Origin of the sequence: Salmonella sp. WC3, assembly GCF_042932255.1 — a bacterium.
Lineage (GTDB): Bacteria > Pseudomonadota > Gammaproteobacteria > Enterobacterales > Enterobacteriaceae > Salmonella > Salmonella enterica.
Genome location: NZ_CP170629.1, coordinates 1389143 through 1414370, shown reverse-complemented (window position 1 = coordinate 1414370; position 25228 = coordinate 1389143). Strand labels below are relative to the sequence as shown.

The window sequence follows — 25228 nt, the reverse complement described above, 5'->3', positions numbered from 1 at the left end:
TTTTCATTCCCTTATTCTTTATCTAAAAAGCGCACACTATCAGCTTTCAGTAAATCGACATTCTTACCGTTAATCGTTGCCGTAGCGGATTTCAGCGTAAAATGGATATCGCCGATCCCGTGACAAAAATCTTGCATATACAGCGGGAGATCGTATGTGGTAATGAGAGGATCAACATCATGATTTTGCATATCTATCCCCAGAGTATTCAAACCGAATGGCGGAATCATCAACGTTTCCTCAGTTGCCATTCCATCATCATTTTTCAGCTCAAGCGTAATATGCAAATTCGCCATGTTACGGATTTTATCTGTGCCAATCTGAAAAATTAGTGCGCATTCTTTCGGTTTAGCCGTTATCCCGCGAGAGAAAACACTCTCTTTTTTTAGCGTTACTTTAGGTAAAGCATCCGCGTTGTTTTTTCGACTCTGAATATCCGCTGCGCACTTACTTAAAAATATTTTTTCCTCAACCATCTTACCTACATATCGAGATGCTTTCTTGTAATACGACCAGGCTTTATCACAATCAGGTGCAGTACCTAAACCGTTATAATACATCCAACTCAACGGCATCGTTGAGCGCGAATTAGTGCCATCATTTTCAACCTGCGTAAATAATGCCAGCGCTTTAACGTAATCAGTGCGCCCTGTTACGCCAGAATAATAGATTTTACCTAACGCAATCTGTGCATCGCTGTCCCCCTGCTTAGCCGCCTGTCCATACCATTTTTGTGCTTCCTGAATGTCTGGCTTAATCCCCCACTCATCGCCCTCTCCCCCCGAATAAATACCCCCCAAGAGAGATTGGGCCTCAACGACGCCTTTTTCCGCGGCGGCGCGAAACCATTTCAACGAGGCCGGCCTGGCTTTATAAGGCTCATCCACATAATGACCAGAGAAATCATTAAGGGTGAGTAACCCCAGTTGATAATCCATTTGTGGATCGCCGTCCTGCACCCATAGCGTAGCAAGGCGGAACGTTTTTTCCTGATTAAATCCGATACGACTAAAAAAAAGCGCATCGCTCTCTGGCCTATTATTTAGAAAATTAAATAGTGCATTAATAAATTCTGGTCGCTGCGATTTATCCGTATCGGCCAATACTTTTGCCGTGAAAATTTCTTGCGAAAACTTATCAATATATTCTTGCTCAATCAATAAATTATCCAGATTCATTTTCTTAGCATACTTATTGGCCTGAGCGCTATCTTTGGCCACTCCGTCGCCATACTGATAGGCATACTTCACATTATAACAGCCGTAGTTACCGCCAAGCTCACAGGCCTGCTTGTAATACTGCAACGCCTGTTCGCGATTCATCGGTACATTAAGGCCGTATTCATGGATAAACCCCAGTTCATCCAGAACCGAAGCTCTTTTTTCCACAGGCAAAGCATCAAGATCCTTCTGGGTAAGCGCAGCATATTTTACATCATCTTTACCGTTGTTCGCTGAAGCATTCACCTGGCTAACAAATAAAACACCCGCTAAAATACATAATGATAAAAATTTAATTTCCATAACGAATTCACTCCTTGAATAATATAATAAATGCGACTGCTGACGAACCTTCTGCCTGATAAACGCGCGCCATCACGCGGAAAGTTTGCTATCAGTCTCGGCGTTGTTGAATAAATCAAATTTTCAGGAGATGGACGGTTCTGATCATTGCCATCGTTTCAGAATCGGCTTCCTATGGCAAAGCAAAAGTTTAAAGTCACCCACCGGCCAGCAGCGCGGTTCGCTGACAGTCTGACTTGACGAGTCTGCTATTGCTACATGGAGCAACAGCGTACACAGCCTGAAGGCCGTGGCTAACCGCTACACTATACTGAGATGGCTCAGATAGCCACTACAGCTCAAGGAGATCGGAATATGAATGAGCACAAGGCTATGCTGACTCTCCCGATCGCCCCTATCGTGTTAACAATTTATCTCTTTTTTAGCTCAACTGTTTCAAAAACATAATATTTGCTAATTAACCCTCTATTTACCCGGCACACTCCCCGCACTACACTACTCCCAGCTTTTATACAGAGGTGGCAATGAACGATTATAAAATGACGCCAGGGGAGCTGCGCGCCACATGGGGTTTAGGGACCGTCTTTTCGTTGCGTATGCTGGGTATGTTTATGGTTCTACCAGTACTGACCACATACGGTATGGCGCTACAGGGCGCCAGCGAAGCATTAATCGGCATTGCGATCGGCATTTACGGGCTGGCGCAGGCTATCTTTCAAATTCCCTTTGGGCTGCTGTCCGACCGCATTGGCCGTAAACCGCTGATTGTCGGCGGACTGGCGGTATTTGTCGCGGGTAGCGTCATTGCCGCGCTCTCCCACTCAATCTGGGGCATTATTCTGGGGCGAGCGCTACAAGGGTCCGGCGCTATTGCCGCCGCCGTCATGGCGCTCCTGTCTGACCTCACCCGCGAGCAAAACCGCACCAAAGCGATGGCGTTTATCGGCGTCAGCTTTGGTATCACCTTCGCGATTGCGATGGTATTAGGGCCGATCGTTACCCATAGTCTGGGATTGAACGCGTTGTTCTGGATGATCGCCGCCCTCGCCACTCTGGGCATTCTTCTGACGATCTGGGTGGTTCCCAACAGTACTAACCATGTGCTGAATCGCGAATCCGGGATGGTCAAAGGCAGCTTCAGTAAAGTGCTGGCGGAGCCGAGGCTGCTCAAGCTCAATTTCGGCATTATGTGTCTGCATATTTTATTGATGTCCACCTTTGTCGCCCTGCCCGGCCAGCTTGCCGATGCCGGTTTCCCTGCCGCCGAACACTGGAAGGCGTATCTGGCAACCATGGTGATCGCCTTTGCCGCCGTCGTGCCTTTTATTATCTATGCTGAAGTCAAACGGCGGATGAAGCAGGTATTCCTGTTCTGCGTGGGGCTCATTGTCGTCGCAGAAATCGTGTTGTGGGGAGCGGGCCAACATTTCTGGGAGCTGGTGATTGGCGTACAACTCTTTTTCCTCGCCTTTAATCTGATGGAGGCGCTGCTGCCTTCGCTGATTAGCAAAGAATCGCCCGCGGGGTATAAAGGAACGGCGATGGGCGTCTATTCTACCAGTCAATTTCTTGGCGTGGCGCTTGGCGGCTCGCTGGGCGGCTGGATAGATGGCACGTTTGATGGGCAAACCGTTTTCCTTGCCGGGGCCGTACTGGCGATGGTATGGCTGGCGGTGGCAAGTACCATGAAAGAGCCGCCCTATGTCAGCAGCCTGCGCGTGGAAATTCCAGCGGATATCGTTGCTGACGACAGGCTAAAACAGCGACTGTTGGCAATGAAAGGCGTAAGCGAAGCGCTGATCGTGGCGGAAGAGCATTCCGCTTACGTCAAAATCGACAGCAAAGTGACCAATCGCTTTGAAGTTGAACAGCTTATCAGCAAAGGATGAATGCTTTATTGCCGGATGGCGGCGAGGCTCTATCCGGCATAACAACTTAATCGCGGAAGTTTTTGAACTGGAACGGCTGGCCCAAATCGCCGCCGCGAACCAGCGCCATTACCGATTGCAGATCGTCACGTGATTTGCCCGTCACGCGAATCTCTTCCCCCTGAATTTGCGCCTGCACCTTCAGTTTGCTGTCTTTAATCAGCTTGACGATTTTCTTCTGCACGGCGCTTTCAATGCCCTGCTTCAGCTTCACTTCCACATACCAGGTTTTACCGCTATGCACGAACTCGTCCGGTACATCCAGCGAAGCGCCTTCAATACCGCGTTTAAGCAGCTTGGCGCGCAGAATATCGAGCAACTGATTGACCTGGAAATCGGACTCGCTCAGCACCTTGATGGTTTTATTGGCATCGTTCAGTTCAATAGTCGCCTCTACGCCACGAAAGTCAAAACGAGACTCAACCTCGCGAACCGCGTTATCCACGCCGTTACGCGCTTCCTGCAGATCAACTTCAGAAACAATATCGAAAGATGGCATCTTTTCTTCTCCCTTCATTTTCGTTGCGTTGCATAATACCTGCAACGAGGCTTAACGAGAAGCTTAGCTGATGACGCTATAATTAGCGCCATAACACCTGGCGCTGTTGCAGGTGAGGAGGAACAATGAAAATTACTGTACTGGGATGCGGAGCCTTAGGACAACTTTGGCTTTCGGCACTGTGCAAACACGGACATGACGTACAGGGCTGGCTACGAGTGCCACAACCTTATTGCAGCGTAAATCTGATCGATACCGATGGTTCCTTTTTCAACGAATCACTGACGGCAAACGATCCGGATTTTTTGGCGAAGAGCGAACTGTTGTTAGTCACGCTGAAAGCGTGGCAGGTTTCCGACGCAGTACGAACCCTGGCGTCAACCCTACCGGTGACGTCGCCTATCCTGCTCATTCATAATGGAATGGGAACCATAGAAGAGCTGCAAAATATCCAACAGCCGATGTTGATGGGGACTATCACCCATGCTGCGCGCCGCGACGGTAATATCATTATTCATGTCGCTAACGGTACTACGCATATTGGCCCGGCGCGCGAGCAAGACGGCGATTACAGTTATCTCGCCGATATCCTGCAGGGGGTACTGCCCGATGTCGCCTGGCATAACAATATCCGCGCAGAGATGTGGCGCAAACTGGCCGTCAACTGTGTTATCAACCCGCTCACCGCGCTTTGGAACTGCCCGAACGGCGAGCTGCGCCATCATACTGATGAAATTAACGCAATTTGCGAAGAGGTCGCCGCCGTGATTGAACGTGAAGGCTACCACACATCGGCAGACGATTTACGCTATTATGTTGAGCAAGTGATTGACAGTACGGCAGAAAACATCTCATCCATGTTGCAGGACGTGCGCGCTATGCGCCATACCGAAATTGACTACATCACCGGTTATTTACTCAAGCGCGCCCGCGTGCACGGTCTCGCCGTTCCGGAAAATAGCCGCCTGTTTGAAATGGTAAAGCGAAAGGAGAGTGAGTATGAGCGCTCAGGCACTGGTATGCCTCGCCCCTAGTAGTGAAGAGACCGAAGCGGTCACCACTATCGATCTGCTGGTTCGCGGCGGAATCCACGTCACTACCGCCAGCGTCGCCAGCGATGGCAACCTGACGATTGTCTGCTCACGCGGCGTGAAGCTACTGGCGGATGCGCCGCTGGTTGAAGTTGCCGACGGCGATTATGACATCATCGTGTTGCCCGGCGGAATTAAAGGCGCCGAGTGCTTTCGCGACAGCCCGCTGCTGGTCGAAACCGTAAAACAGTTTCACCGCTCCGGGCGCATTGTCGCAGCCATTTGCGCCGCAGCCGCTACAGTGCTCGTGCCGCACGATATCTTCCCTATCGGCAATATGACCGGTTTTCCGGCGCTGAAAGATAAGATCCCCGCCGAACAGTGGCAGGATAAGCGTGTGGTGTGGGATGCGCGGGTAAAATTATTAACCAGCCAGGGACCTGGTACCGCTATCGATTTTGGCTTGAAAATCATCGACTTGTTGGCTGGTCGTGAAAAAGCGCATGAAGTGGCTTCGCAACTGGTGATGGCGGCGGGGATTTATAACTACTACGAGTAAGAATGATTGCCGGATGGCGGCGTAAACACCTTATCCGGCCTACAAAACGGTACAGTCTGTAGGCCGAATAAGCGACAGCGCCATCCGGCAGTTATTTTACGGGCGTTCGCCCTGCGCCAGACGCGCATTAATATGCGCAATCACCCCAGGTAAATCCGCCAGTGAATCCACCACGTAATGCGCCCCGGCGGCGTACAGCTTGCTGGCCGCGTGCTCGCGGCGGACCGCAACGTCCTCTTTCGACATTGTCTGATAGGCGTCCCATGTTGCGCCGAATTCGTTACCCGATACCGCCAGCCCCACCGTCCACATCCCCGCGTTAAGCCCCTCGCTAATGCCCGGCGCGGCATCATCTACCTTCACACAGTGCGCGACCGCATCAATGCCCAGCGCAATCACGTTTTGCAGCGCCATCCACGGCCCCGGGCGACCACCTGCGGCCAGGTCGTCCGTTGCCACCCAATGATCCGGACGATAGCCATGCCCGGCGGCGGCGGGAACCAGGCGCTCCATCACCGCTCGTGGGTAACCGGAGCAGGAGCCTATCTTAATGCCCTCGGCTCGTAGCGCCGCGATCGTGTCGATAACTCCGGCAATAGGAGAAGAAAAATCGACAACTTTAGCAATCTGTAACGGCATGAAAGCGGCGTAGATGGCATCAATATCTGCTGCGCTCATGGAGCGACCAAACTTTGCCTGCCAGCGCGCGTCAACAGCAGGTAATTTTCCCAGCGCTTCAATGTGTTGCCATTTACCCAGCCCCATTGGCACGCGTGCTTCGGCGAGGGTGATCTCCACATCAAATGCCTGACGGAACGCCTCGACGAAAATTTGCGTCGGCGCAAAGGAGCCAAAATCGACGGTGGTGCCCGCCCAGTCGAGAATAACAGCGTGAATACGGTTCATCATGGTTCCTTATTTCGTCCAGTACATGGCGGTACGAATGGCGGTCAGCAGGGCAGTGATATCGGCGGCATATACTTCGCCAATGTTGCCGATGCGGAAGCAGTCGCTTTGCGACACTTTGCCAGGATAGATAACAAAGCCCTGCTCTTTGAGGCGGCGATAAAATTCGCTAAAGCGATACTGCGGGTCTTCCGGTGAATAAAAGGCGGTGATAATGGGCGAGTGAAGTTCGTCATCCAGCAGCGTGTTAAAGCCCAGCGCCCGCATTCCGGCCACCAGACTGCGCTGATTTTGCTGATAGCGTTGATGACGTGCCGCCACGCCACCTTCTTTCGCCAGCTCTTTCAGCGCCTGTGCAAACGCCAGGACGGTATGAGTGGGCGAAGTAAAACGCCATTTGCCGTGGTTATCCTCCATGCAGCGCCACTGGGCGTAGAGATCTAACGACAGCGAGCGGGAACGCCCTTTGCACGCGGCCAGCTTTTGCTCGCGGGCAATCACAAAGGCAAAACCCGGCACGCCCTGGATGCATTTATTAGCGGAGCTGATCAGATAGTCGATGTGTAATGCTGCAATATCCATGGGGATGCCGCCGAAGCTGCTCATGGCGTCAACGATGTAGGTTTTGCCATAGCGATGCGCCAGAGCGCCCACCTCATCAATGGGGTTGAGCATCCCGGTGGTCGTTTCGCTATGCACCATGGCGATATGGCTGATCGTCGGGTCGGCGTTGAGGATCGCGTCGATCGCCTGCACGTCCGGGCGCGCAACTTCGCCGCAGTCGTAAGCGTGATGGGCTATACCCATAAGGCCGGCCATCTCGACCATTCGTGCGCCGTATGCACCGTTGCTGACGATCAGCACCTTATCCTGCGGACCCAATGCGCTGCCCAGTACGGCTTCCACAGCATAGCTGCCGCTGCCTTGCAGCAGTACGGAGGTGTAGCCTTCGGAGGCCGTTGCCAGTGCGATTAGCTGCTGGCGGATCTGTTCCACCACGCCGATATTGTAATCATCATCCCAGGTACAGCTATCGAACAACATCGCTTCTTTCACGGTACGAGAGGTGGTGAGCGGGCCAGGAGTCAGCAGCAGATAGTTACGCGAAGTCATGTTATTTACCTTTGGTCTATACCAGATTGCATTTATCATGACGATCTTTGCCGCGACGGGGCAAAGAGAAAATCGCGCTGCAACAAAAAATTCATCTCTGCTTGTATAATGGCGGCAGGCAAAACGGAAGCGAGTAAGCATGAAATCTATCCCGGGCGATATCCCGCAGTACCTGTTGATCAAGGCGCAGCTTCAGGCGCGTATTCAGAGCGGTGCGTTGAAAAGCGGTGATAAACTGCCGTCTGAACGCGAACTGTGCGCGATCTTCAACACCACGCGCATTACTATTCGCGAAAGCCTGGCGCAGCTGGAGTCCAGTGGGCTTATCTGGCGCGCCGATCGTCGCGGTTGGTTCGTTACGCCGGAACGCCTGTGGCTGGATCCGACCCAGAACACCAACTTCCATAAGCTTTGCCGCGAGCAGGGGCGGGAGCCAAAAACCGCGCTACTGAGCGGCGTGTTAACCACCGTGCCTGTCGAGGTCATGGAGCCCCTCCAGCTCCAGCCGTTTGATCAAATCTATCTGCTGACCCGTCTGCGTTACGCCGATGGCCGCGCCGTGTGCTACTGCGAAAACCATTGTTTGCCCGCCCGCGTGCCTGAGCTGCTGCAGTACGATCTCAACGGCAGCCTGACCGAGGTATACGAGTCGCACTACAACCTCGTCTATACCAGCATGCATCTGTCGTTCTACCCCACCGCCATGCCTGCGCAGGCCGCACAGGCGCTGGGAGTTATGGAAGGACGCCCGGCGCTGTTGCTGCGCCGTCTGAACTACGATCAACACGGGCGAGTGCTGGATCTGGATATCGAATACTGGCGTCACGACAGCCTGCGCATTGAGGTAGATACCCACTAGCGGGTGCGCCGGATGTTGGCTGCGGGACTTATCCGGCCTGTCAATCGTATCGTCTCACGGCTATCCGGATAAGCGCAGCATCATCCGGCGTGGACTGATTTATTTCTCTTTCATCGTTTTGTCATATAAGCCGTTTAGCGTAAAAAGCAAACCTGGTATAGGCCAGAAAATGCAACGTACGCTATGAGGCTATTACGATGAAACTTTCCCGACTTGCTCTGCTGTCTGTCTTCGCTCTCGCCAGCGCCCCGTCATGGGCGGAATCAGTGGTCACGGTGTACTCCATCGACGGGCTGCACGATGGCGATAACAGCTGGTACCAGGTGCAGTTTGACGCATTCACCAAAGCGACCGGCATTACCGTACGCTATGTTGAAGGCGGTGGTGGCGTGGTAGTGGAACGTCTGGCAAAAGAGCGTACGAATCCGCAGGCCGACGTGCTGGTAACCGCGCCGCCATTCATTCAGCGCGCCGCCGCCGAAAAGCTGCTGGCGAACTTTAACACCGACGCCGCCTCGGCTATCCCCGATGCCAACAACCTTTATTCGCCGCTGGTAAAGAACTATCTGAGCTTTATCTACAACAGCAAGCTGCTGAAAACTGCCCCGGCGAGCTGGCAGGATCTGCTTGACGGTAAATTCAAAAATAAACTCCAGTATTCCACGCCAGGTCAGGCCGCTGACGGCACGGCGGTGATGCTGCAGGCTTTCCACAGCTTCGGCAGTAAAGATGCCGGTTTTGCGTATCTCGGCAAGCTGCAGGCCAATAACGTCGGGCCATCTGCCTCTACCGGCAAGCTAACCGCGCTGGTTAATAAAGGTGAAATCTACGTCGCTAACGGCGACCTGCAAATGAACCTCGCGCAGATGGAACGTAACCCGAACGTGAAAATCTTCTGGCCGGCCAACGACAAAGGCGAGCGCAGCGCGCTGGCCATCCCTTATGTCATTGGCCTGGTCCAGGGGGCACCGCAGAGTGAAAATGGTAAAAAGCTGATTAACTTCCTGCTGAGTAAAGAAGCGCAGACTCGCGTCAGCAAACTCTCCTGGGGAATGCCGGTACGCAGCGACGTGACGCCGAGCGACGAACATTACAAGGCCGCCACTGCCGCGTTAGAAGGCGTGCAGAGCTGGCAGCCAAATTGGGATGACGTAGCCGTTTCGCTGTCGGCAGATATTAGCCGTTGGCACAAAGTGACCGAAAGCGAGTAAGCCTGATGCTGATGAAAACGACCACCGTTCACGCCCCTGCATCGCAGGGGACATCGGGGATAGTCCTCGACTCGCTGCGCGTTGCGTATCACGGCAACGTGGTGCTTAAACCGCTCTCTTTGACGATTGAACCTGGCGAAGTGCTGGCGCTGATTGGCCCATCAGGATCTGGAAAAACGACGGTGCTGCGTGCGGTTGCGGGCTTTGTGCAACCTGCAGGCGGTCGTATTCTGATTGGCGATACGGACGTCACCCATCTGCCACCCTATAAACGCGGGTTGGCGATGGTGGTGCAGAACTACGCCTTGTTCCCGCATCTGAAAGTGGAAGACAACGTCGCTTTTGGCCTGCGTGCGCAGAAGCAGCCAAAGGCGCTAATTAATGAGCGTGTAACGCAGGCGCTGAAAACGGTTGGCATGAGTGATTACGCCACCCGTTATCCGCATCAACTTTCCGGCGGCCAGCAGCAACGCGTGGCCATCGCCCGCGCGATTGCCGTGCGCCCGCGCGTGCTGTTGCTGGATGAACCACTGTCAGCGCTGGACGCACAGATTCGTCATAATATGGTGGAAGAAATCGCCCGTCTTCACCGTGAGCTGCCGGAACTCACTATTCTCTACGTCACCCACGATCAAACGGAAGCGCTCACCCTGGCCGATAAAATCGGCATTATGAAGGATGGCTCGCTGATTGCTCACGGCGAAACCCGCGCGCTATATCAGCATCCGCCCAATCGTTTTGCCGCCGAATTCTTAGGTCGCGCCAATATTCTCTCCGCCATCGCGCTGGGGATAACGGAGGCTCCGGGGCTGGTGGACGCCAGCTGCGGCGGTGCGGTGATTCGCGCGTTCAGCCGGGGCAGCCACCACGGTTACAACAAACTGCTGTGCATTCGTCCTCAGCACCTCAGCCTGACGCCGCGTTCGGCCTACAGCAACCGCTTCAACGCCACACTGCAATCGGTGCACTGGCAGGGCGATTTAACCCATCTGCTGTGTGACGTTGCTGGCGAAACGGTGCGGATGGTGTTGACGCATGTCAATCCGCTGCCGCGCGTGGGCGACAAGCTGGCGCTGTGGTTCGAACCGGATGATGCGGTCCTGATTGAGGTATAACCATGTCACTCATTTTACCTCTGGAAAAACCGGCGCTTAACCTACGCCCACTGCTGTGGCTGCTGCTCCCGTTGCTGGTGCTGGCGACGCTGTTTTTCTGGCCTCTGTCGCTCATCGTTGAACAGGCGCTACGCGGTGCCAATGGCGAGATCGGGCTCGAGACCTTCCGGCAGGTGGTCGACTCGAAACGCTTTGTCGGCGCGTTGCTGAACACGTTGCAAATCGCCTTTTTCGCCACCGCCGGTTGCCTGCTGCTGGGCAGCGTGATGTCGCTGATTCTGGTGTTTATTCCTTTCCCCGGCAGCGAGTTGATTGGTCGGGTCGTCGATACTTTTATTGCGCTGCCGACCTTCCTGATTACGCTGGCGTTCACCTTTATTTATGGGTCAGCGGGTCTGCTCAACGGTGCGCTGATGAGCCTGTTTGCCTTTGAGCTACCGCCGGTGGATTTTCTCTACTCGATGCAGGGCGTCATTCTGGCGGAGATCACGGTGTTCACTCCGCTGGTGATGCGGCCACTGATGGCCGCGCTGCGGCAAATTGATAAAAGCCAGCTAGAGGCAGCCAGTATTCTGGGGGCGCACCCGTTACGGGTGATTGGGCAGGTGATTTTCCCGGCGGCGCTACCGGCGCTGATGGCTGGTGGCAGCCTGTGCCTACTGTTGACCACTAACGAGTTCGGCATCGTACTGTTTATTGGCGCGAAAGGGGTTAACACCCTGCCGATGATGGTTTACAGCAAAGCGATTCTGGAGTCCGACTATACGGTCGCCTGCATGATTGCGTTGATTAACATTGTCTTGTCGCTGGGGCTGTTCTCCCTCTATCGCCTGGCGGCATCGCGTACCGGCGTAAGGAGCTAGCCATGCTAATTTGGTCACCTAAAGGACGCGCAGCGGCGGGCGTTGTGGCTAGCGTACTGTTTATCGTGTTCTTTTTCCTGCCGCTGGCGGTGATTCTGATGTCCAGCCTTAGCCAGCAGTGGAACGGTATTCTGCCGAGTGGCTTCACGCTGAACCACTTTGTTAACGCTCTGCACGGTGCGGCATGGGATGCCCTACTTGCCAGCCTCACGATTGGCTTTTGCGCCAGCCTGTTTGCGCTGCTTTGCGGCGTTTGGGCGGCGCTGGCGCTGCGTCAATATGGGGTGAAAACGCAGAAGTGGTTAAGTATGGTGTTCTATCTGCCGAGTGCGATTCCGTCAGTGTCCGTGGGTCTGGGCATTCTGGTTGCTTTCAGCCAGGGGCCATTGCAAATGAACGGCACCCTATGGATTGTGCTGACAGCGCACTTTGTGCTGATTTCCGCCTTTACCTTCAGTAACGTGTCGACCGGACTGGCGCGAATTTCCGCCGATATTGAAAACGTCGCGTCGAGTCTGGGGGCATCGCCCTGGTATCGTCTGCGTCACGTGACGTTGCCGTTATTGATGCCGTGGATGATGTCAGCGCTGGCGCTGAGTTTATCGCTCTCCATGGGGGAGTTGGGCGCGACGATGATGATTTATCCGCCGGGCTGGACGACGCTGCCGGTAGCTATCTTTAGCCTGACCGACCGTGGAAATATCGCCGACGGCGCAGCGCTGACCATTGTGCTGGTGGCCATTACGCTGCTGCTGATGATGAAGCTGGAGCGCATTGCAAAACGGTTGGGGCAGAAATAAAACGGTAGGCCGGGTAGGACATAGCCGCCACCCGGCAAAGGAATTACGGGCGATACACCTTCACATTGGCAAACCCCTGCTCGCGTAGATAGAGCGCCTGCAGGCGACTCATTACGCCGCGTTCGCACCACAGCAGCCAGGTTTTGCTCTGATCGAGGTCGCCAAATTTAGTGCTCAGCTTGTAGAAAGGCAGCGAAACGACGTCGACGCCTTCCACTTTCAGCGGCTTATCATCCTGCTCATCGACAGAACGGATATCCAGAATCACATCGTTGGCGCCAAAACCGCTCACGGTTTCAACTTCCACCACCTCCTGCTGGGTCTGCTGGGCGATTTCACGAATATCGACGTTGTTCGCTTCTTCTACCACCTTATCGAGAATACTGAAGTCGAAATTTTCTTCTTCGGCTTCAATTTTCGCTTTAATGGCTTTCACCGTCGGACTTTTTGAAATCACGCCACAGTATTCCGGCATCGTACGGGCAAAATCTTCCGTACCAATCTGGCGCGCCAGGTTGATAATGTGCTCTTTATCGTAAGAGATCAGCGGGCGCAGGATCAGCGTGTCAGACACGTTATCGATCAAGCGCAAGTTGGTTAGCGTCTGGCTGGACACCTGGCCCAGCGCTTCGCCGGTCACCAGCGCCTGTACGCCGTAACGTTCCGCCACTTTCGACGCCGCGCGTACCATCATACGTTTGAGCACCACGCCCATCTGGCCGTCGTCAACTTTCTCCAGAATCTCGCCGACCACCGGTTCGAAGTTAATCGCCACAAAACGCACGCGATGGGAGCTGCCAAAGCGGTTCCACAGGTAATGCGCCACCTGGCGAACGCCGATTTCATGCGCCGCGCCGCCAAGGTTAAAGAAGCAGTAGTGTACGCGGCAGCCGCGACGCATCAGCATATAGCTGGAGACGCCGGAGTCAAAACCGCCGGAGATCAGCGACAGCACATCTTCCTGGGTGCCAATCGGGAAACCGCCAATACCTTCATAACGCCCTTTGATCAGCAGCAGGCGATCATCTTCCACTTCCAGATGCACCGTCACATCCGGGTTAGTGAGCTTCACGCGCGCCGATTCAATATGCTGATTTAATCCGCCGCCAACATAGCGCTCCACTTCAATGGAGCTAAACTCATGCTTACCGCGACGTTTTACGCGCACGCAGAAGGTTTTGCCTTCAAGCTGTTCGCGATACTGCGCCAACGCTTTCTCGAAAATGTCGTGCATATCGGTGAACGGCACATCTTCGACTTCAAGAATATGGTGAATCCCCGGAATGCGGGTCAGCGCGTCGCGAATCGCCAGACGCTGGTTTTCATCTTTGGCGCGAACTTCAATGTTATCCCAGTGACGGACAATCGCGAGGGTCTCATCGTAGTGCTTTAAAACGTTACGGATGTTCCCGGTTAAAATTTTTATAAAGCGCAAACGCACAGATTGGCTTTTGATAGTGATTTCCGGGAACAATTTAATGATAAACTTCATGGCGGCAATGGTTCTTTAGCAAGCTATCTAAGGCTTGTCGTGGAGAAATAGTACAGCAGCCCATACCTACGGCTGCATCCAGGCGCGGAAGTATATCACCATCACGGACATCTTGCGCATTTCCCCTTACCATTGCGCGTTATTTGCTTATCAGTGCGAGTCCGTTACCATAGACTTGTGCTGCCATTACAGAGAGTCAAACAGTCATCATGCCGAAGAAAAATGAGGCGCCCGCCAGCTTTGAAACTGCGCTGAGCGAGCTGGAACATATTGTTACCCGCCTGGAAAGCGGCGATTTGCCGCTGGAAGACGCGCTGAATGAATTCGAGCGCGGCGTACAACTGGCGCGTCAGGGGCAGGCAAAACTGCAGCAGGCGGAACAGCGCGTGCAAATTTTGCTGTCTGATAATGAAGAGGCTTCACCTGAGCCTTTTATCGCGGATAATGAGTAAATGGACTTTACGCAGCAGCTACAGGCTTGCGTAACGCAAGCGAATCAGGCGCTGAGCCGTTTTATCGCGCCACTGCCCTTTCAGAACACTCCCGTGGTCGAAGCCATGCAGTATGGCGCATTATTAGGCGGTAAACGCCTGCGGCCATTTCTGGTTTACGCCACCGGTCAAATGTTTGGCGTCAGTACGGCAACGCTGGATGCGCCAGCTGCGGCGGTCGAATGCATTCATGCCTATTCGCTGATCCATGACGACCTGCCAGCGATGGACGATGACGATTTGCGTCGCGGCCTGCCGACTTGCCATATTAAATTTGGCGAAGCCAACGCAATCCTAGCGGGAGACGCGTTGCAGACGCTGGCGTTTGCCATTATCAGCGACGCGCCGATGCCGGAAGTCACCGATCGCGATCGTATCGCGATGATCGCCGAACTGGCGAACGCCAGCGGCATCGCCGGTATGTGCGGCGGTCAGGCATTGGATCTGGCGGCAGAAGGCCAGCGGATCACTCTGGACGCGCTGGAACGCATTCATCGCCATAAGACCGGCGCGCTCATTCGCGCCGCCGTTAGACTTGGCGCGTTGAGCGCGGGCGATAAAGGACGGAATACTCTGCCGATACTTGACCGCTATGCAGAGAGTATCGGCCTTGCCTTCCAGGTTCAGGATGACATTCTGGATGTGGTGGGCGATACTGCAACGTTAGGTAAACGTCAGGGCGCAGACCAGCAGCTTGGCAAAAGTACCTACCCTGCACTTCTGGGTCTTGAGCAAGCCCGGAATAAAGCCCGGGACCTGATAGAGGACACCCGTCAGTCGTTACATCAGCTGGCCGCGCAATCACTGGACACCTCGGCACTGGAAGCGCTAGCGAACTACATAATCCAGCGTGATAAATAAACCCCATATCCAATGAGCTTGCGATGAGTTTTGATATAGCCAAATACCCTACCCTGGCATTGGTCGACTCCACCCAGGAGTTACGACTGTTACCGAAAGAGAGTCTGCCGAAACTCTGCGACGAGCTACGCCGCTACTTACTCGACAGCGTAAGCCGTTCCAGCGGGCACTTCGCTTCCGGGCTGGGCACGGTAGAACTTACCGTGGCGCTGCATTATGTCTACAACACCCCGTTTGACCAGCTAATCTGGGATGTTGGTCACCAGGCTTATCCACATAAAATCCTTACCGGTCGTCGCGACAAAATCGGCACCATTCGCCAGAAAGGCGGTCTGCACCCGTTCCCGTGGCGCGGAGAAAGCGAATACGATGTGCTGAGCGTTGGGCATTCCTCCACCTCCATCAGCGCCGGTATCGGTATTGCCGTGGCAGCGGAGAAAGAAAGCAAAGATCGCCGCACCGTCTGTGTGATTGGCGACGGCGCCATCACCGCCGGTATGGCGTTTGAAGCAATGAATCACGCAGGCGATATCCGGCCCGACATGCTGGTCATTCTGAACGACAATGAAATGTCGATTTCGGAAAACGTCGGCGCGCTCAACAACCATCTGGCGCAGCTACTTTCCGGTAAGCTTTACTCTTCTCTGCGCGAAGGCGGAAAAAAGGTCTTCTCCGGCGTACCGCCAATTAAAGAACTGCTCAAGCGTACCGAAGAACATATTAAAGGCATGGTTGTGCCGGGAACACTGTTCGAAGAGCTGGGCTTTAACTACATCGGGCCGGTCGATGGTCACGATGTCATGGGGCTTATCAGCACATTGAAGAACATGCGCGACCTGAAAGGCCCGCAGTTCCTGCATATCATGACCAAGAAAGGCCGCGGCTATGAGCCCGCGGAAAAAGATCCGATCACTTTCCATGCGGTGCCTAAATTTGATCCTTCCAGCGGATGTTTGCCGAAAAGCAGCGGCGGTCTGCCAGGTTATTCAAAAATCTTCGGTGACTGGCTGTGTGAAACCGCCGCCAAAGACAGCAAGCTGATGGCGATCACCCCGGCGATGCGCGAAGGTTCCGGCATGGTGGAATTTTCACGTAAATTCCCGGATCGCTATTTTGACGTCGCCATCGCCGAGCAGCATGCCGTCACCTTCGCCGCAGGCCTGGCGATTGGCGGCTATAAGCCCGTCGTGGCGATCTACTCTACTTTCCTGCAACGCGCCTACGATCAGGTTATCCATGACGTCGCTATCCAGAAACTGCCGGTCATGTTCGCCATCGATCGCGCCGGTATCGTTGGCGCGGATGGACAAACGCACCAGGGCGCGTTCGATCTCTCCTATCTGCGCTGCATCCCGGATATGGTGATCATGACGCCAAGCGACGAAAACGAATGTCGCCAGATGTTATTTACCGGGTATCACTATAACGACGGCCCGACGGCAGTACGTTATCCACGCGGTAATGCGCAGGGCGTGGCGCTAACCCCGCTGGAAAAACTGCCTATTGGTAAAGGCCTTGTGAAGCGTCATGGCGAAAAACTGGCGATTCTGAACTTTGGCACCTTAATGCCTGAGGCGGCGAAAGTCGCCGAAGCGCTGAACGCCACGCTGGTCGACATGCGCTTTGTTAAGCCGCTGGACGACACGTTAATTCTGGAGATGGCCGCGCAGCATGACGCGCTGGTGACGCTGGAAGAAAACGCCATTATGGGCGGCGCTGGCAGCGGCGTAAACGAAGTGCTAATGGCCCATCGTAAACCTGTACCTGTGCTGAATATCGGTCTTCCGGATTTCTTTATCCCGCAAGGAACGCAGGAAGAAGCCCGCGCGGAACTGGGGCTTGACGCCGCAGGCATTGAAGCCAAAATCAAGGCCTGGCTGGCATAATCCCCTCTTTGCTCCTGCTATGCTTGAAGAGTGACGGGTATAACAGGAGCGGAGTCATGCAATACAACACGTTAGGAAATACAGCTCTTCAGGTGTCCCGCCTTTGTCTGGGCTGTATGACGTTCGGCGAGCCGAGTCGCGGCAATCACGCCTGGACGCTTCCCGAAGAGAGCAGCCGTCCCATCATCAAGCGCGCCCTTGAGGGCGGCATTAACTTTTTTGATACCGCCAACAGCTACTCCGACGGCAGCAGCGAAGAGATTGTCGGCCGCGCGCTGCGTGATTTCGCCCGGCGCGACGAGGTGGTGGTAGCGACGAAAGTCTTCCATCGCGTCGGCGATCTGCCGGAAGGATTGTCCCGCGCGCAAATCCTGCGCTCTATTGACGATAGCCTCACCCGTCTGGGAATGGAGTATGTCGATATCCTGCAAATCCACCGCTGGGATTACACCACGCCGATAGAAGAAACTCTGGAAGCGCTAAACGACGTGGTGAAGGCGGGTAAAGCCCGCTATATCGGCGCTTCCTCAATGCACGCCTCACAATTTGCCCAGGCACTGGCGCTACAAAAACAACACGGCTGGGCGCCGTTTGTCACCATGCAGGATCACTATAACCTGATCTACCGCGAGGAAGAGCGAGAGATGCTACCGCTGTGCTGGCAGGAAGGCGTTGCCGTGATTCCGTGGAGTCCGCTGGCGCGCGGGCGCTTAACTCGCCCCTGGGGAGAAACCACGGCCCGGCTGGTCTCGGATGACGTGGGTAAAAATTTATACGATGAAAGCGATAAAAATGATGCGCAAATAGCGGAACGGCTGGCTGGCGTCAGCGAGGCGCTTGGCGCAACGCGAGCGCAGGTTGCGCTGGCCTGGCTACTCAGTAAACGAGGCGTCGCCGCGCCGATTATCGGCACTTCGCGTGAAGAGCAGTTAGATGAGTTGCTGAATGCCGTTGATTTAACGCTCAAACCGGAGCAGATTGCTGAACTCGAAACGCCGTACAAACAGCATCCGGTGGTGGGATTTAAATAATCTGCCATTGCCCGATGGCGCGGCACTTATCGGGCCTGCGAAATCGACATATTGTTCGGGGATAGGCCGGATAAGGCGTTTACGCCGCCATCCGGCAAACCCTTTAAATAATACCGAGCGGCCAGTGATGACCGATAAAATACAGTATGCCGGCGGATATCACGCCGGCGACGATATCATCGATCATAATCCCCATGCCGCCGTGCACGTTGCGATCAAACCAACGGATCGGCCAGGGTTTCCACATATCCAGAATGCGGAAAATAACGAACCCGGCAGCCACCCACTGCCAGTCCGTCGTCGGCAACGCCATTAGCGTTATCCACATACCGATAAATTCATCCCAGACAATACTGCCGTGGTCGTGTACGCCCATATCTTTCGCCGTCTGATGGCAAAGATAAACGCCAATGCAGATCCCAAACATCACGACCAGCGAATAAAGCTGCCACGGCAGAAACGTCATCAAATACCAGAAGGGGATCGCCGCCAGCGAGCCCATCGTGCCCGGCACCACAGGGCTCAGCCCGCTGCCAAAGCCGGTAGCGAGCAGGTGCCACGGATTGCGCAAATTCAGGCGGCTTTTCGCAACATCTTTATGGCGTGGCAAAATGGTCATATCCTTTCCAGTCAAAAGTGACAGGTTCTCCGTCACGCACAAAGGCAATCCCTTCGATATCCGCCGTCATTTGCCCGATACAGGTAAACGGCACGCCCAGATGACCAAGCGCGACATCCAGCGCGCCACGGTTCAGCTCCGGGACGGTAAAGCACAGTTCATAATCTTCGCCGCCGGATAACATCCAGCGAAGCTTTTGTTCGGGATCATTGGCATGTCTCCACAGTTCTTCGGAGTCAGGCAGCGCCTCCAAATCGATTCGCGCGCCGCAGTTGCTGGCTTGCAGAATGTGACCAAGATCGGAGATCAAACCGTCGGAAAGATCGATCGCCGAACTGGCGAGATCGCGTAGCGCCTGTCCTTGTAAAATACGCGGCGTCGGGCGCAGATGGCGTTTGACCAGATAGTCGGCATCCCCCCAGCTTCCCACGCGAAAATCACCCCGTAGAATCGCCAGCCCGGCAGCGCTATCGCCCAACGTGCCAGTAACATAAATCCAGTCGCCCGGTTTTGCGCCAGAACGTTTCAGCGCCCGACCGGCTGGCACAAGGCCATGAATACCGAGCGTCATCGACAGCGGGCCGCGCGTGGTATCGCCGCCAATGAGCTGCATGTCGTAGTAATCCAGTTGTTCAAACAGGCTGTCGCTGAACGCGGCAAGCCACGCCTCATCGACGTCAGGAAGCGTGAGCGCCAGCGTTAACCATGCCGGATCGGCGCCCATCGCCGCCAGATCGCTTAAATTCACCGCCAGCGCTTTATACGCCAGATCGGCAGGATCGATATTGGGTAAGAAATGGATGCCCGCCACCAGCGTATCGGTACTGATCGCCAGGGTCTGCTTTTCAGGAATATTCAGGAGCGCGCAATCGTCGCCAATACCGGTTTCAACATCAAGACGAGAACTTCTTACACGGTCAAAATAACGGGCAATCAGGGAAAACTCGCCACATGCCATACGTTATGCCTCAGCAGAAAAAAAGAAAAGGCCGGAGACGGCGGGTATCGATCGCCCGCTATCTTTCCGGCCTGTGAATCACTTTTTGTTGGGGCGAATCACCGGAGCTGCTTTATCCAGTACGCCGTTGACGAATTTGTGGCTGTCTTCAGCGCCAAAGGTTTTCGCCAGTTCAATCGCTTCGTTGATGGCCACTTTATAAGGCACATCGCTGCGTTTTGACAGCTCAAACAACGCAATACGCAGCACGGCTTTTTCAACCTGTCCCAGCTCTTCAAGCAGGCGGGACAGATACGGTTTCATTAAACCATCCAGGTACGCGCTGTTAGTCGCCACCCCGGATAGCAGTTCACGGAAATAGAGAACGTCGACGTCTTTTACGTCCTGTTCCGCCAGGAACTGGTATTCAACATCAGCGATGTCGTTCTGGGACAACTGCCAGGAGTAAAGCGCCTGAACGGCACACTCACGGGCGCGGCGACGAGCAGCAGGTTTCACGGAATTCCCCTTACAAAAAATCAGGCCTTAATGGCTTTCAATACATTAATCATTTCAAGCGCGGTCAGCGCAGCTTCTGCGCCTTTATTACCGGCTTTTGTACCAGCACGTTCGATGGCTTGTTCAATACTCTCGGTGGTCAGAACACCAAAGGCTACCGGCACGCCGCTGTCCTGGGCAACGCTTGCCAGGCCATTGCTGGCGCCGCCTGCCACATATTCAAAGTGCGCAGTCCCCCCGCGAATCACGGTTCCCAGCGCAACCACGGCGTCATATTTACCGCTTTTCGCCAGCGCTTCGGTCGCCAGCGGCAGTTCATAAGCGCCAGGCACCCACACTACGGTAATATTATCATCTTTTACCTGACCAATACGCGTCAGGGCATCAACCGCGCCATCCAGCAGGCTGTCGTTGATAAACTGATTGAAACGCGCAATAGTGATGGCGACACGAGCGTCAGGGGCTGCAACGTTAGCTTTAATAATGTTCATATTCTCTCTTCCAGGGTTCATTTGGCCCCGCAGGGGGGCGGATTTTATCATAATAATTTGAGCGCTGCTCCCCTTTCGACGGGAGAACTCATGCGCTCACCATATGCAGGCAAACATCCGGGCCGACATGGCGTATTTCGCTGAAGGTAAATTGCGGCGCGTCGGCGAGCTTCTCAAGCCCCGGCAATTCGCATAATCCCCGCGCCTGGGTTCCCAACAATTTAGGCGCGACATAGACAATCAGTTCATCCACCAGCCCGGCTTGCAGCAACGCGCCCGCCAGTCCCGGTCCGGCTTCAACCCATATGCTATTAATCTGCTGCCTGCCTAACTGCATCATCAGCACAACCAGATCCAAATGTCCGTTGTGCGCCGGCACGCTGATAGTACGAACCGAATCGGGCCACGCGCGGCTATCTTCCTGGGTACGCGCAATCCACGTTTCGCCAGGCTGCTGCACAATACGATGCGCAGGCGTTACCCGGTTTTGGCTGTCGATAACAATTCGCACCGGCTGGCGCAGATTTTCCTGCGGGTAAGACGCCTGCGTAGAGGCATCTAACTCCGCCCAACGCACCGTCAAGGCCGGATCGTCAGCCAATACCGTCGCGCTACTGGTTAAGATAGCGTGACTTTGCGCACGCAAGCGCTGAACGTCGCGCCGGGCCTGCGGCGAGGTGATCCACTGGCTTTCGCCGCTGGCCATCGCCGTCCGTCCGTCGACGGAGGCGCCCAGTTTAAGCTGAAGATAAGGGAATCCGGTACGCATCCGCTTGAGGAAGCCTTTATTGAGCGCCTCCGCTTCACTCATCATTAACCCGTGGCTGACCGCAATACCCGCCTGTTGCAGACGATACAGTCCGCGCCCGGCGACCTGTGGGTTCGGGTCCTGCATCGCGGCGACCACGCGCGCGACGCCGGCCGCAATCAGCGCATCGCAACATGGCGGCGTTCGCCCATGATGGCTACAGGGTTCAAGCGTGACATAGGCGGTTGCGCCTTTGGCTTTTGCGCCCGCCATCCGCAGCGCATGGACCTCGGCGTGCGGCTCTCCGGCGCGATGGTGATAACCTTCTCCGACGATGTCGCCATTGTTAACAATGACACAGCCGACATTAGGGTTCGGGTGAGTGGTGAAACGTCCACGCTGCGCCAGTTTGAGCGCTCGCGCCATGTAAAACTCATCCTGCATGGCTTAGTCCTGTAGGCGAGCGATTTCTTCGCCAAAGTCTTTGATATCTTCGAAACTGCGATAGACGGAGGCAAAGCGAATATACGCGACTTTATCGAGTTTTTTCAGCTGCTCCATGACCAGGTTGCCAATCATCTTGCTGGGAACTTCACGCTCCCCAGTGGCACGTAATTGTGACTTAATATGGTTCAATGCCATTTCAACATCATCTGCGCTGACGGGTCTTTTTTCCAGCGCTCTCAACATGCCGCTACGCAGCTTATCCTCATTAAAGGGTTCGCGCACATCGTTGCTTTTTATCACGCGCGGCATGACCAGTTCAGCCACTTCAAAGGTCGTAAAGCGTTCATTACACACCAGGCACTGCCGACGGCGGCGCACGGACGAGCCCTCGCCTACAAGACGAGAGTCAATGACTTTGGTATCTACGGCGAAACAAAATGGGCAATGCATACGGCGTCCTGACCAGATGATTTAGGAAATGCTATTTTACCCTGAACTGGCGCGACAACAAAGGCGGAGCGCTTTTGAGATAAAGGATCGGTGCCTTTGTGCGTATAGCGCACTACCATTACGCTATCGAACCATGAAGGAAATGATCGACATGACAAGACGTTACCTAAGAATTCTCCTGGTGGGAAGTCTCTTGAGCCTGACCGCCTGCGCGCCGCAGAGCGAAGTTCGCCAGATGCATCAAAGCATTAGCACCCTGAATAAAGAGATGACCCAACTGAATCAGGAAACGGTAAAAATTACCCAACAAAATAAGCTGAATGCGGAGTCAACCCGCGGCGTCTATTTGTTGCCTGGCGCCAATACGCCTGCCCGGCTGGAGAGCCAGATCGGTACGCTACGTATGACATTACTGGAAATTACGCCTGTCGCAGACGGCGCTCACGCAACGTTACACATTCAGGGCGAGTCCCGCGATCCGCTGCCGGCATTCAGCGCTACCGTAGAGTACGGGCAACTTCAGGGCACTACGGAGAACTATCAGGAGGTGAATGCACAGAGCCTTCTGGTAAATGCCCCAGCCAGCTTGCTGGCGCCCAGTGATGTCAATATTTCGTTACCGTTGAAGGGGATCACTCCGGCGCAGTTAGGCTTCATTCGCATCCATGATATTCAGCCTGTTAATCAATAAACGTTCTGGCGGAGCGTTTTGTGCGTTCCGCAACATCCCCCGCGCGACTTTTGTTGCCCTACTGACATTTCCGTCATTTATGACATGGATTGGTAATATTCATGAAAGATAGTACTGTCGCCGCGTCTAAAATGCGCAAACGTGAACGCAATCGATTACGTAAATGATAGATATGTGAAACAAGACATATTTTTGTGAGCAATGATTTTTATAATAGGCTCCGCAGAAACACGAAATATTTAGAAACGCAAATTGCGTTCTTTTCACTCCCGCAAGGGATTTCAAACAGTGGCATACATATGAAAAAAACTTTACTCGCAGTCAGCGCAGCGCTGGCGCTCACCTCATCTTTTACTGCTAACGCAGCAGAAAATGATCAGCCGCAGTATTTGTCCGACTGGTGGCACCAGAGCGTAAACGTGGTAGGCAGCTACCACACCCGTTTCTCGCCGAAATTGAACAACGACGTCTATCTGGAATATGAAGCATTTGCCAAAAAAGACTGGTTTGATTTCTACGGCTATATCGATATTCCCAAAACCTTTGATTGGGGTAACGGCAACGATAAAGGTATCTGGTCCGACGGTTCTCCGCTGTTCATGGAAATCGAACCGCGTTTCTCAATTGATAAGCTGACCGGCGCAGACCTGAGCTTCGGCCCGTTTAAAGAGTGGTATTTCGCCAACAACTACATCTACGATATGGGCGATAACAAAGCCAGCCGCCAGAGCACGTGGTATATGGGTCTGGGGACCGATATCGACACCGGCCTGCCGATGGGCCTGTCGCTGAACGTGTATGCGAAATATCAGTGGCAAAACTACGGCGCGTCCAATGAAAACGAATGGGACGACTACCGTTTCAAAGTGAAATACTTCGTCCCCATCACCGATCTGTGGGGCGGTAAACTGAGCTATATCGGCTTTACCAACTTTGACTGGGGATCTGATTTAGGCGACGATCCGAACCGTACCAGCAACTCCATCGCTTCCAGCCATATCCTGGCGCTGAACTACGATCACTGGCACTACTCGGTCGTTGCGCGTTACTTCCATAACGGCGGACAGTGGCAGAATGGCGCAAAACTGAACTGGGGAGACGGCGATTTCAGCGCGAAATCTACCGGCTGGGGCGGCTACCTGGTCGTGGGTTACAACTTCTAAACCTGCAAAAAAGGCCAGAGGTCGTCCTCTGGCCCGTTTCGGGCGCATGCTGCCATGCGGCGGCGAGTCGCGCCCACTTCACATTACTTCCGGCGATGCCACCAGCCTAAAAACAGACCTGTCGCAATCCCGACCAGCGTTGGTGCCGCCAGATCGTGCCAGATAGTAATGCTCAACTCTGTGAGCGTCATATTGCCGCCTTTGTTGCAATGGCAACGGTTCGCGGCTATCCTCAACTTGTCTGGAGTCAAGTTAGCCCCCGTAATGTTGCCGGTGAATACCGAACAATGTGCGGGGGTTTTCTCTTTCCAGCGACAAGGCCACCGGGGATCAAGCCCCCGCAACATTGCGCCTCACCGGGTTGCCCCGGCTTACCGCTGATTCTACTCTGCTCGCCAGTATCGGCAGGACTTAAAAACAAAAAAATCCCAACCTTGCGATCGGGATTCCAGTGACAATGTATGCGTTACAGGACATTTGGGGCTGGCGACAAACTCCGGGGCTGAAAAAATGCCAGATTGCATCCGACCTACGAAAACCAATAATTCATTTATATTGCGGATTCCGTTGGGTGGAGCGAAGCGTAACCTAACATTCAACAGCACCAACAGCTTTGTCAGCAGTCTGCTTATTTCTTTTTGTTCATCATCGCTTTCAGATCGGCAAACGGGTTATAAGTCGCCTCGCCGACATCTTTTTGCGCATCTTCCCCGGCAATGACCGTCGAACCGTACTGATCGGCTTCGGTATATTTGGAATGCTCGTGATCGTGGCAGTAGAGGCACAATAGCTCCCAGTTGCTGCCGTCTTCCGGGTTATTGGTGTGGTCATGATCGATATGATGCACCGTCAGCTCACGCAGATTTGAATACACAAACTCACGGGAACAACGTCCGCACACCCACGGAAACAGCTTCAGCGCTTTTTCACGATAGCCGCTTTCCAGGCGCGCGTAGTTTTTTGGGATGATAGCCATAATTAACAGGTACCTGAAT

At 54.2% G+C, this 25228-nt stretch carries 27 protein-coding genes and 1 pseudogene; 15 read left to right on the top strand and 13 right to left on the bottom strand.

Annotation, left to right across the window (positions count from 1 at the left end):
* Positions 1–11 precede the first annotated feature (11 nt).
* Positions 12–1523, bottom strand: coding sequence for an SEL1-like repeat protein (locus tag ACFK9X_RS06620; RefSeq protein ID WP_151115924.1), 1512 nt, complete (start codon positions 1521–1523; stop codon positions 12–14).
* Positions 1524–2047: 524 nt separating this feature from the next.
* On the opposite strand from ACFK9X_RS06620, the gene ACFK9X_RS06615 reads away from it, so the two are divergent.
* Positions 2048–3412 (top strand): MFS transporter, encoded by a 1365-nt coding sequence (locus tag ACFK9X_RS06615; RefSeq protein WP_151115922.1) that lies wholly within the window; start codon positions 2048–2050, stop codon positions 3410–3412.
* 46 nt (positions 3413–3458) lie between these two features.
* Here ACFK9X_RS06615 and ACFK9X_RS06610 read toward each other — a convergent pair whose 3' ends face one another.
* Complete coding sequence (locus ACFK9X_RS06610) at positions 3459–3950, bottom strand: YajQ family cyclic di-GMP-binding protein (RefSeq protein WP_161126837.1); 492 nt, start codon at positions 3948–3950, stop codon at positions 3459–3461.
* 125 nt (positions 3951–4075) lie between these two features.
* Here ACFK9X_RS06610 and panE point away from each other — a divergent pair, with 125 nt between their 5' ends.
* Together panE and yajL are read left to right on the top strand one after the other, a co-directional pair.
* A complete protein-coding gene (gene panE / locus ACFK9X_RS06605; RefSeq protein WP_109167866.1) occupies positions 4076–4984 on the top strand; it encodes a 2-dehydropantoate 2-reductase in 909 nt (302 codons plus the stop codon).
* Positions 4950–5540 carry a protein deglycase YajL gene (yajL, locus tag ACFK9X_RS06600; RefSeq protein WP_151115918.1) on the top strand — a complete coding sequence of 197 codons (591 nt, stop codon included), beginning with the start codon at positions 4950–4952 and terminating at the stop codon, positions 5538–5540. The genes panE and yajL overlap by 35 nt, the downstream gene beginning before the upstream one ends.
* A 96-nt stretch (positions 5541–5636) precedes the next feature.
* Here yajL and phnX read toward each other — a convergent pair whose 3' ends face one another.
* Positions 5637–6446: a phosphonoacetaldehyde hydrolase gene (gene phnX / locus ACFK9X_RS06595; protein WP_001526311.1), complete on the bottom strand. Its 810-nt coding sequence runs from the start codon at positions 6444–6446 to the stop codon at positions 5637–5639.
* Between the two features lie 9 nt (positions 6447–6455).
* Complete coding sequence (gene phnW, locus ACFK9X_RS06590; protein WP_000203953.1) at positions 6456–7559, bottom strand: 2-aminoethylphosphonate--pyruvate transaminase; 1104 nt, start codon at positions 7557–7559, stop codon at positions 6456–6458.
* Between the two features lie 139 nt (positions 7560–7698).
* On the opposite strand from phnW, the gene phnR reads away from it, so the two are divergent.
* From phnR to phnV, 5 genes are all read left to right on the top strand, one after another.
* Positions 7699–8418, top strand: a complete 720-nt coding sequence (gene phnR, locus ACFK9X_RS06585) for a phosphonate utilization transcriptional regulator PhnR (RefSeq protein WP_000836268.1) — start codon at positions 7699–7701, stop codon at positions 8416–8418.
* A gap of 197 nt (positions 8419–8615) precedes the next feature.
* Entirely contained in the window at positions 8616–9629 is a 1014-nt protein-coding gene (gene phnS, locus ACFK9X_RS06580) for a 2-aminoethylphosphonate ABC transporter substrate-binding protein (RefSeq protein WP_151115916.1), read from the top strand.
* A 5-nt stretch (positions 9630–9634) separates the two neighbouring features.
* A complete protein-coding gene (phnT, locus tag ACFK9X_RS06575; RefSeq protein ID WP_151115914.1) occupies positions 9635–10744 on the top strand; it encodes a 2-aminoethylphosphonate ABC transport system ATP-binding subunit PhnT in 1110 nt (369 codons plus the stop codon).
* A 2-nt stretch (positions 10745–10746) separates the two neighbouring features.
* Complete coding sequence (phnU, locus tag ACFK9X_RS06570) at positions 10747–11607, top strand: 2-aminoethylphosphonate ABC transporter permease subunit (protein WP_000052713.1); 861 nt, start codon at positions 10747–10749, stop codon at positions 11605–11607.
* Positions 11608–11609: 2 nt separating this feature from the next.
* Positions 11610–12407: a 2-aminoethylphosphonate ABC transport system, membrane component PhnV gene (gene phnV / locus ACFK9X_RS06565; protein ID WP_000909791.1), complete on the top strand. Its 798-nt coding sequence runs from the start codon at positions 11610–11612 to the stop codon at positions 12405–12407.
* 43 nt (positions 12408–12450) lie between these two features.
* Here the strand turns inward: phnV and thiI are convergent, their stop codons facing one another.
* Complete coding sequence (gene thiI, locus ACFK9X_RS06560) at positions 12451–13899, bottom strand: tRNA uracil 4-sulfurtransferase ThiI (protein ID WP_151115912.1); 1449 nt, start codon at positions 13897–13899, stop codon at positions 12451–12453.
* A gap of 209 nt (positions 13900–14108) precedes the next feature.
* Here thiI and xseB point away from each other — a divergent pair, with 209 nt between their 5' ends.
* The 5 genes and pseudogenes from xseB to ACFK9X_RS06535 all read left to right on the top strand — a co-directional run.
* Positions 14109–14351 carry an exodeoxyribonuclease VII small subunit gene (xseB, locus tag ACFK9X_RS06555; protein WP_001124944.1) on the top strand — a complete coding sequence of 81 codons (243 nt, stop codon included), beginning with the start codon at positions 14109–14111 and terminating at the stop codon, positions 14349–14351.
* Positions 14352–15251, top strand: a complete 900-nt coding sequence (gene ispA / locus ACFK9X_RS06550; RefSeq protein WP_151115910.1) for a (2E,6E)-farnesyl diphosphate synthase — start codon at positions 14352–14354, stop codon at positions 15249–15251.
* Between the two features lie 23 nt (positions 15252–15274).
* Positions 15275–17137: a 1-deoxy-D-xylulose-5-phosphate synthase gene (dxs, locus tag ACFK9X_RS06545; protein ID WP_151115908.1), complete on the top strand. Its 1863-nt coding sequence runs from the start codon at positions 15275–15277 to the stop codon at positions 17135–17137.
* Positions 17138–17193: 56 nt separating this feature from the next.
* Complete coding sequence (locus ACFK9X_RS06540) at positions 17194–18168, top strand: aldo/keto reductase (protein ID WP_151115906.1); 975 nt, start codon at positions 17194–17196, stop codon at positions 18166–18168.
* 7 nt (positions 18169–18175) lie between these two features.
* A pseudogene (locus ACFK9X_RS06535) lies at positions 18176–18267 on the top strand (hypothetical protein); the annotation flags it as partial.
* A 4-nt stretch (positions 18268–18271) separates the two neighbouring features.
* Here the strand turns inward: ACFK9X_RS06535 and pgpA are convergent.
* The 6 genes from pgpA to nrdR form a co-directional block, all read right to left on the bottom strand.
* Positions 18272–18787: a phosphatidylglycerophosphatase A gene (gene pgpA / locus ACFK9X_RS06530; protein ID WP_000154063.1), complete on the bottom strand. Its 516-nt coding sequence runs from the start codon at positions 18785–18787 to the stop codon at positions 18272–18274.
* Positions 18765–19745: a thiamine-phosphate kinase gene (thiL, locus tag ACFK9X_RS06525; protein ID WP_151115904.1), complete on the bottom strand. Its 981-nt coding sequence runs from the start codon at positions 19743–19745 to the stop codon at positions 18765–18767. The genes pgpA and thiL overlap by 23 nt, the downstream gene beginning before the upstream one ends.
* Positions 19746–19823: 78 nt before the next feature.
* Positions 19824–20243, bottom strand: coding sequence for a transcription antitermination factor NusB (nusB, locus tag ACFK9X_RS06520; RefSeq protein WP_000801129.1), 420 nt, complete (start codon positions 20241–20243; stop codon positions 19824–19826).
* A gap of 20 nt (positions 20244–20263) precedes the next feature.
* A complete protein-coding gene (gene ribE / locus ACFK9X_RS06515; protein WP_001021372.1) occupies positions 20264–20734 on the bottom strand; it encodes a 6,7-dimethyl-8-ribityllumazine synthase in 471 nt (156 codons plus the stop codon).
* A gap of 88 nt (positions 20735–20822) precedes the next feature.
* Complete coding sequence (gene ribD / locus ACFK9X_RS06510) at positions 20823–21926, bottom strand: bifunctional diaminohydroxyphosphoribosylaminopyrimidine deaminase/5-amino-6-(5-phosphoribosylamino)uracil reductase RibD (protein WP_001150218.1); 1104 nt, start codon at positions 21924–21926, stop codon at positions 20823–20825.
* 3 nt (positions 21927–21929) lie between these two features.
* A complete protein-coding gene (nrdR, locus tag ACFK9X_RS06505; protein ID WP_000543533.1) occupies positions 21930–22379 on the bottom strand; it encodes a transcriptional regulator NrdR in 450 nt (149 codons plus the stop codon).
* Between the two features lie 151 nt (positions 22380–22530).
* Between nrdR and ACFK9X_RS06500 the strand changes: the two genes are divergently transcribed.
* Both ACFK9X_RS06500 and ACFK9X_RS06495 read left to right on the top strand, forming a co-directional pair.
* A complete protein-coding gene (locus tag ACFK9X_RS06500; protein WP_000198484.1) occupies positions 22531–23070 on the top strand; it encodes a DUF3251 domain-containing protein in 540 nt (179 codons plus the stop codon).
* 299 nt (positions 23071–23369) lie between these two features.
* Positions 23370–24233, top strand: a complete 864-nt coding sequence (locus ACFK9X_RS06495; RefSeq protein WP_151115902.1) for a nucleoside-specific channel-forming protein Tsx — start codon at positions 23370–23372, stop codon at positions 24231–24233.
* An 83-nt stretch (positions 24234–24316) separates the two neighbouring features.
* Here ACFK9X_RS06495 and ACFK9X_RS06490 read toward each other — a convergent pair whose 3' ends face one another.
* Together ACFK9X_RS06490 and yajD are read right to left on the bottom strand one after the other, a co-directional pair.
* Positions 24317–24424, bottom strand: coding sequence for a type I toxin-antitoxin system toxin Ldr family protein (locus ACFK9X_RS06490; RefSeq protein WP_000176312.1), 108 nt, complete (start codon positions 24422–24424; stop codon positions 24317–24319).
* Between the two features lie 437 nt (positions 24425–24861).
* Positions 24862–25209 (bottom strand): HNH nuclease YajD, encoded by a 348-nt coding sequence (yajD, locus tag ACFK9X_RS06485; RefSeq protein ID WP_000974818.1) that lies wholly within the window; start codon positions 25207–25209, stop codon positions 24862–24864.
* Positions 25210–25228: the final 19 nt, after the last annotated feature.

Coding starts and splice junctions, on each gene's coding strand:
- ACFK9X_RS06620 (WP_151115924.1), bottom strand. CDS start 1,523: ATGGAAATTAAATTTTTATCATTATGTATTTTAGCGGGTGTTTTATTT.
- ACFK9X_RS06615 (WP_151115922.1), top strand. CDS start 2,048: ATGAACGATTATAAAATGACGCCAGGGGAGCTGCGCGCCACATGGGGT.
- ACFK9X_RS06610 (WP_161126837.1), bottom strand. CDS start 3,950: ATGCCATCTTTCGATATTGTTTCTGAAGTTGATCTGCAGGAAGCGCGT.
- panE (WP_109167866.1), top strand. CDS start 4,076: ATGAAAATTACTGTACTGGGATGCGGAGCCTTAGGACAACTTTGGCTT.
- yajL (WP_151115918.1), top strand. CDS start 4,950: ATGAGCGCTCAGGCACTGGTATGCCTCGCCCCTAGTAGTGAAGAGACC.
- phnX (WP_001526311.1), bottom strand. CDS start 6,446: ATGAACCGTATTCACGCTGTTATTCTCGACTGGGCGGGCACCACCGTC.
- phnW (WP_000203953.1), bottom strand. CDS start 7,559: ATGACTTCGCGTAACTATCTGCTGCTGACTCCTGGCCCGCTCACCACC.
- phnR (WP_000836268.1), top strand. CDS start 7,699: ATGAAATCTATCCCGGGCGATATCCCGCAGTACCTGTTGATCAAGGCG.
- phnS (WP_151115916.1), top strand. CDS start 8,616: ATGAAACTTTCCCGACTTGCTCTGCTGTCTGTCTTCGCTCTCGCCAGC.
- phnT (WP_151115914.1), top strand. CDS start 9,635: ATGCTGATGAAAACGACCACCGTTCACGCCCCTGCATCGCAGGGGACA.
- phnU (WP_000052713.1), top strand. CDS start 10,747: ATGTCACTCATTTTACCTCTGGAAAAACCGGCGCTTAACCTACGCCCA.
- phnV (WP_000909791.1), top strand. CDS start 11,610: ATGCTAATTTGGTCACCTAAAGGACGCGCAGCGGCGGGCGTTGTGGCT.
- thiI (WP_151115912.1), bottom strand. CDS start 13,899: ATGAAGTTTATCATTAAATTGTTCCCGGAAATCACTATCAAAAGCCAA.
- xseB (WP_001124944.1), top strand. CDS start 14,109: ATGCCGAAGAAAAATGAGGCGCCCGCCAGCTTTGAAACTGCGCTGAGC.
- ispA (WP_151115910.1), top strand. CDS start 14,352: ATGGACTTTACGCAGCAGCTACAGGCTTGCGTAACGCAAGCGAATCAG.
- dxs (WP_151115908.1), top strand. CDS start 15,275: ATGAGTTTTGATATAGCCAAATACCCTACCCTGGCATTGGTCGACTCC.
- ACFK9X_RS06540 (WP_151115906.1), top strand. CDS start 17,194: ATGCAATACAACACGTTAGGAAATACAGCTCTTCAGGTGTCCCGCCTT.
- pgpA (WP_000154063.1), bottom strand. CDS start 18,787: ATGACCATTTTGCCACGCCATAAAGATGTTGCGAAAAGCCGCCTGAAT.
- thiL (WP_151115904.1), bottom strand. CDS start 19,745: ATGGCATGTGGCGAGTTTTCCCTGATTGCCCGTTATTTTGACCGTGTA.
- ribE (WP_001021372.1), bottom strand. CDS start 20,734: ATGAACATTATTAAAGCTAACGTTGCAGCCCCTGACGCTCGTGTCGCC.
- ribD (WP_001150218.1), bottom strand. CDS start 21,926: ATGCAGGATGAGTTTTACATGGCGCGAGCGCTCAAACTGGCGCAGCGT.
- nrdR (WP_000543533.1), bottom strand. CDS start 22,379: ATGCATTGCCCATTTTGTTTCGCCGTAGATACCAAAGTCATTGACTCT.
- ACFK9X_RS06500 (WP_000198484.1), top strand. CDS start 22,531: ATGACAAGACGTTACCTAAGAATTCTCCTGGTGGGAAGTCTCTTGAGC.
- ACFK9X_RS06495 (WP_151115902.1), top strand. CDS start 23,370: ATGAAAAAAACTTTACTCGCAGTCAGCGCAGCGCTGGCGCTCACCTCA.
- ACFK9X_RS06490 (WP_000176312.1), bottom strand. CDS start 24,424: ATGACGCTCACAGAGTTGAGCATTACTATCTGGCACGATCTGGCGGCA.
- yajD (WP_000974818.1), bottom strand. CDS start 25,209: ATGGCTATCATCCCAAAAAACTACGCGCGCCTGGAAAGCGGCTATCGT.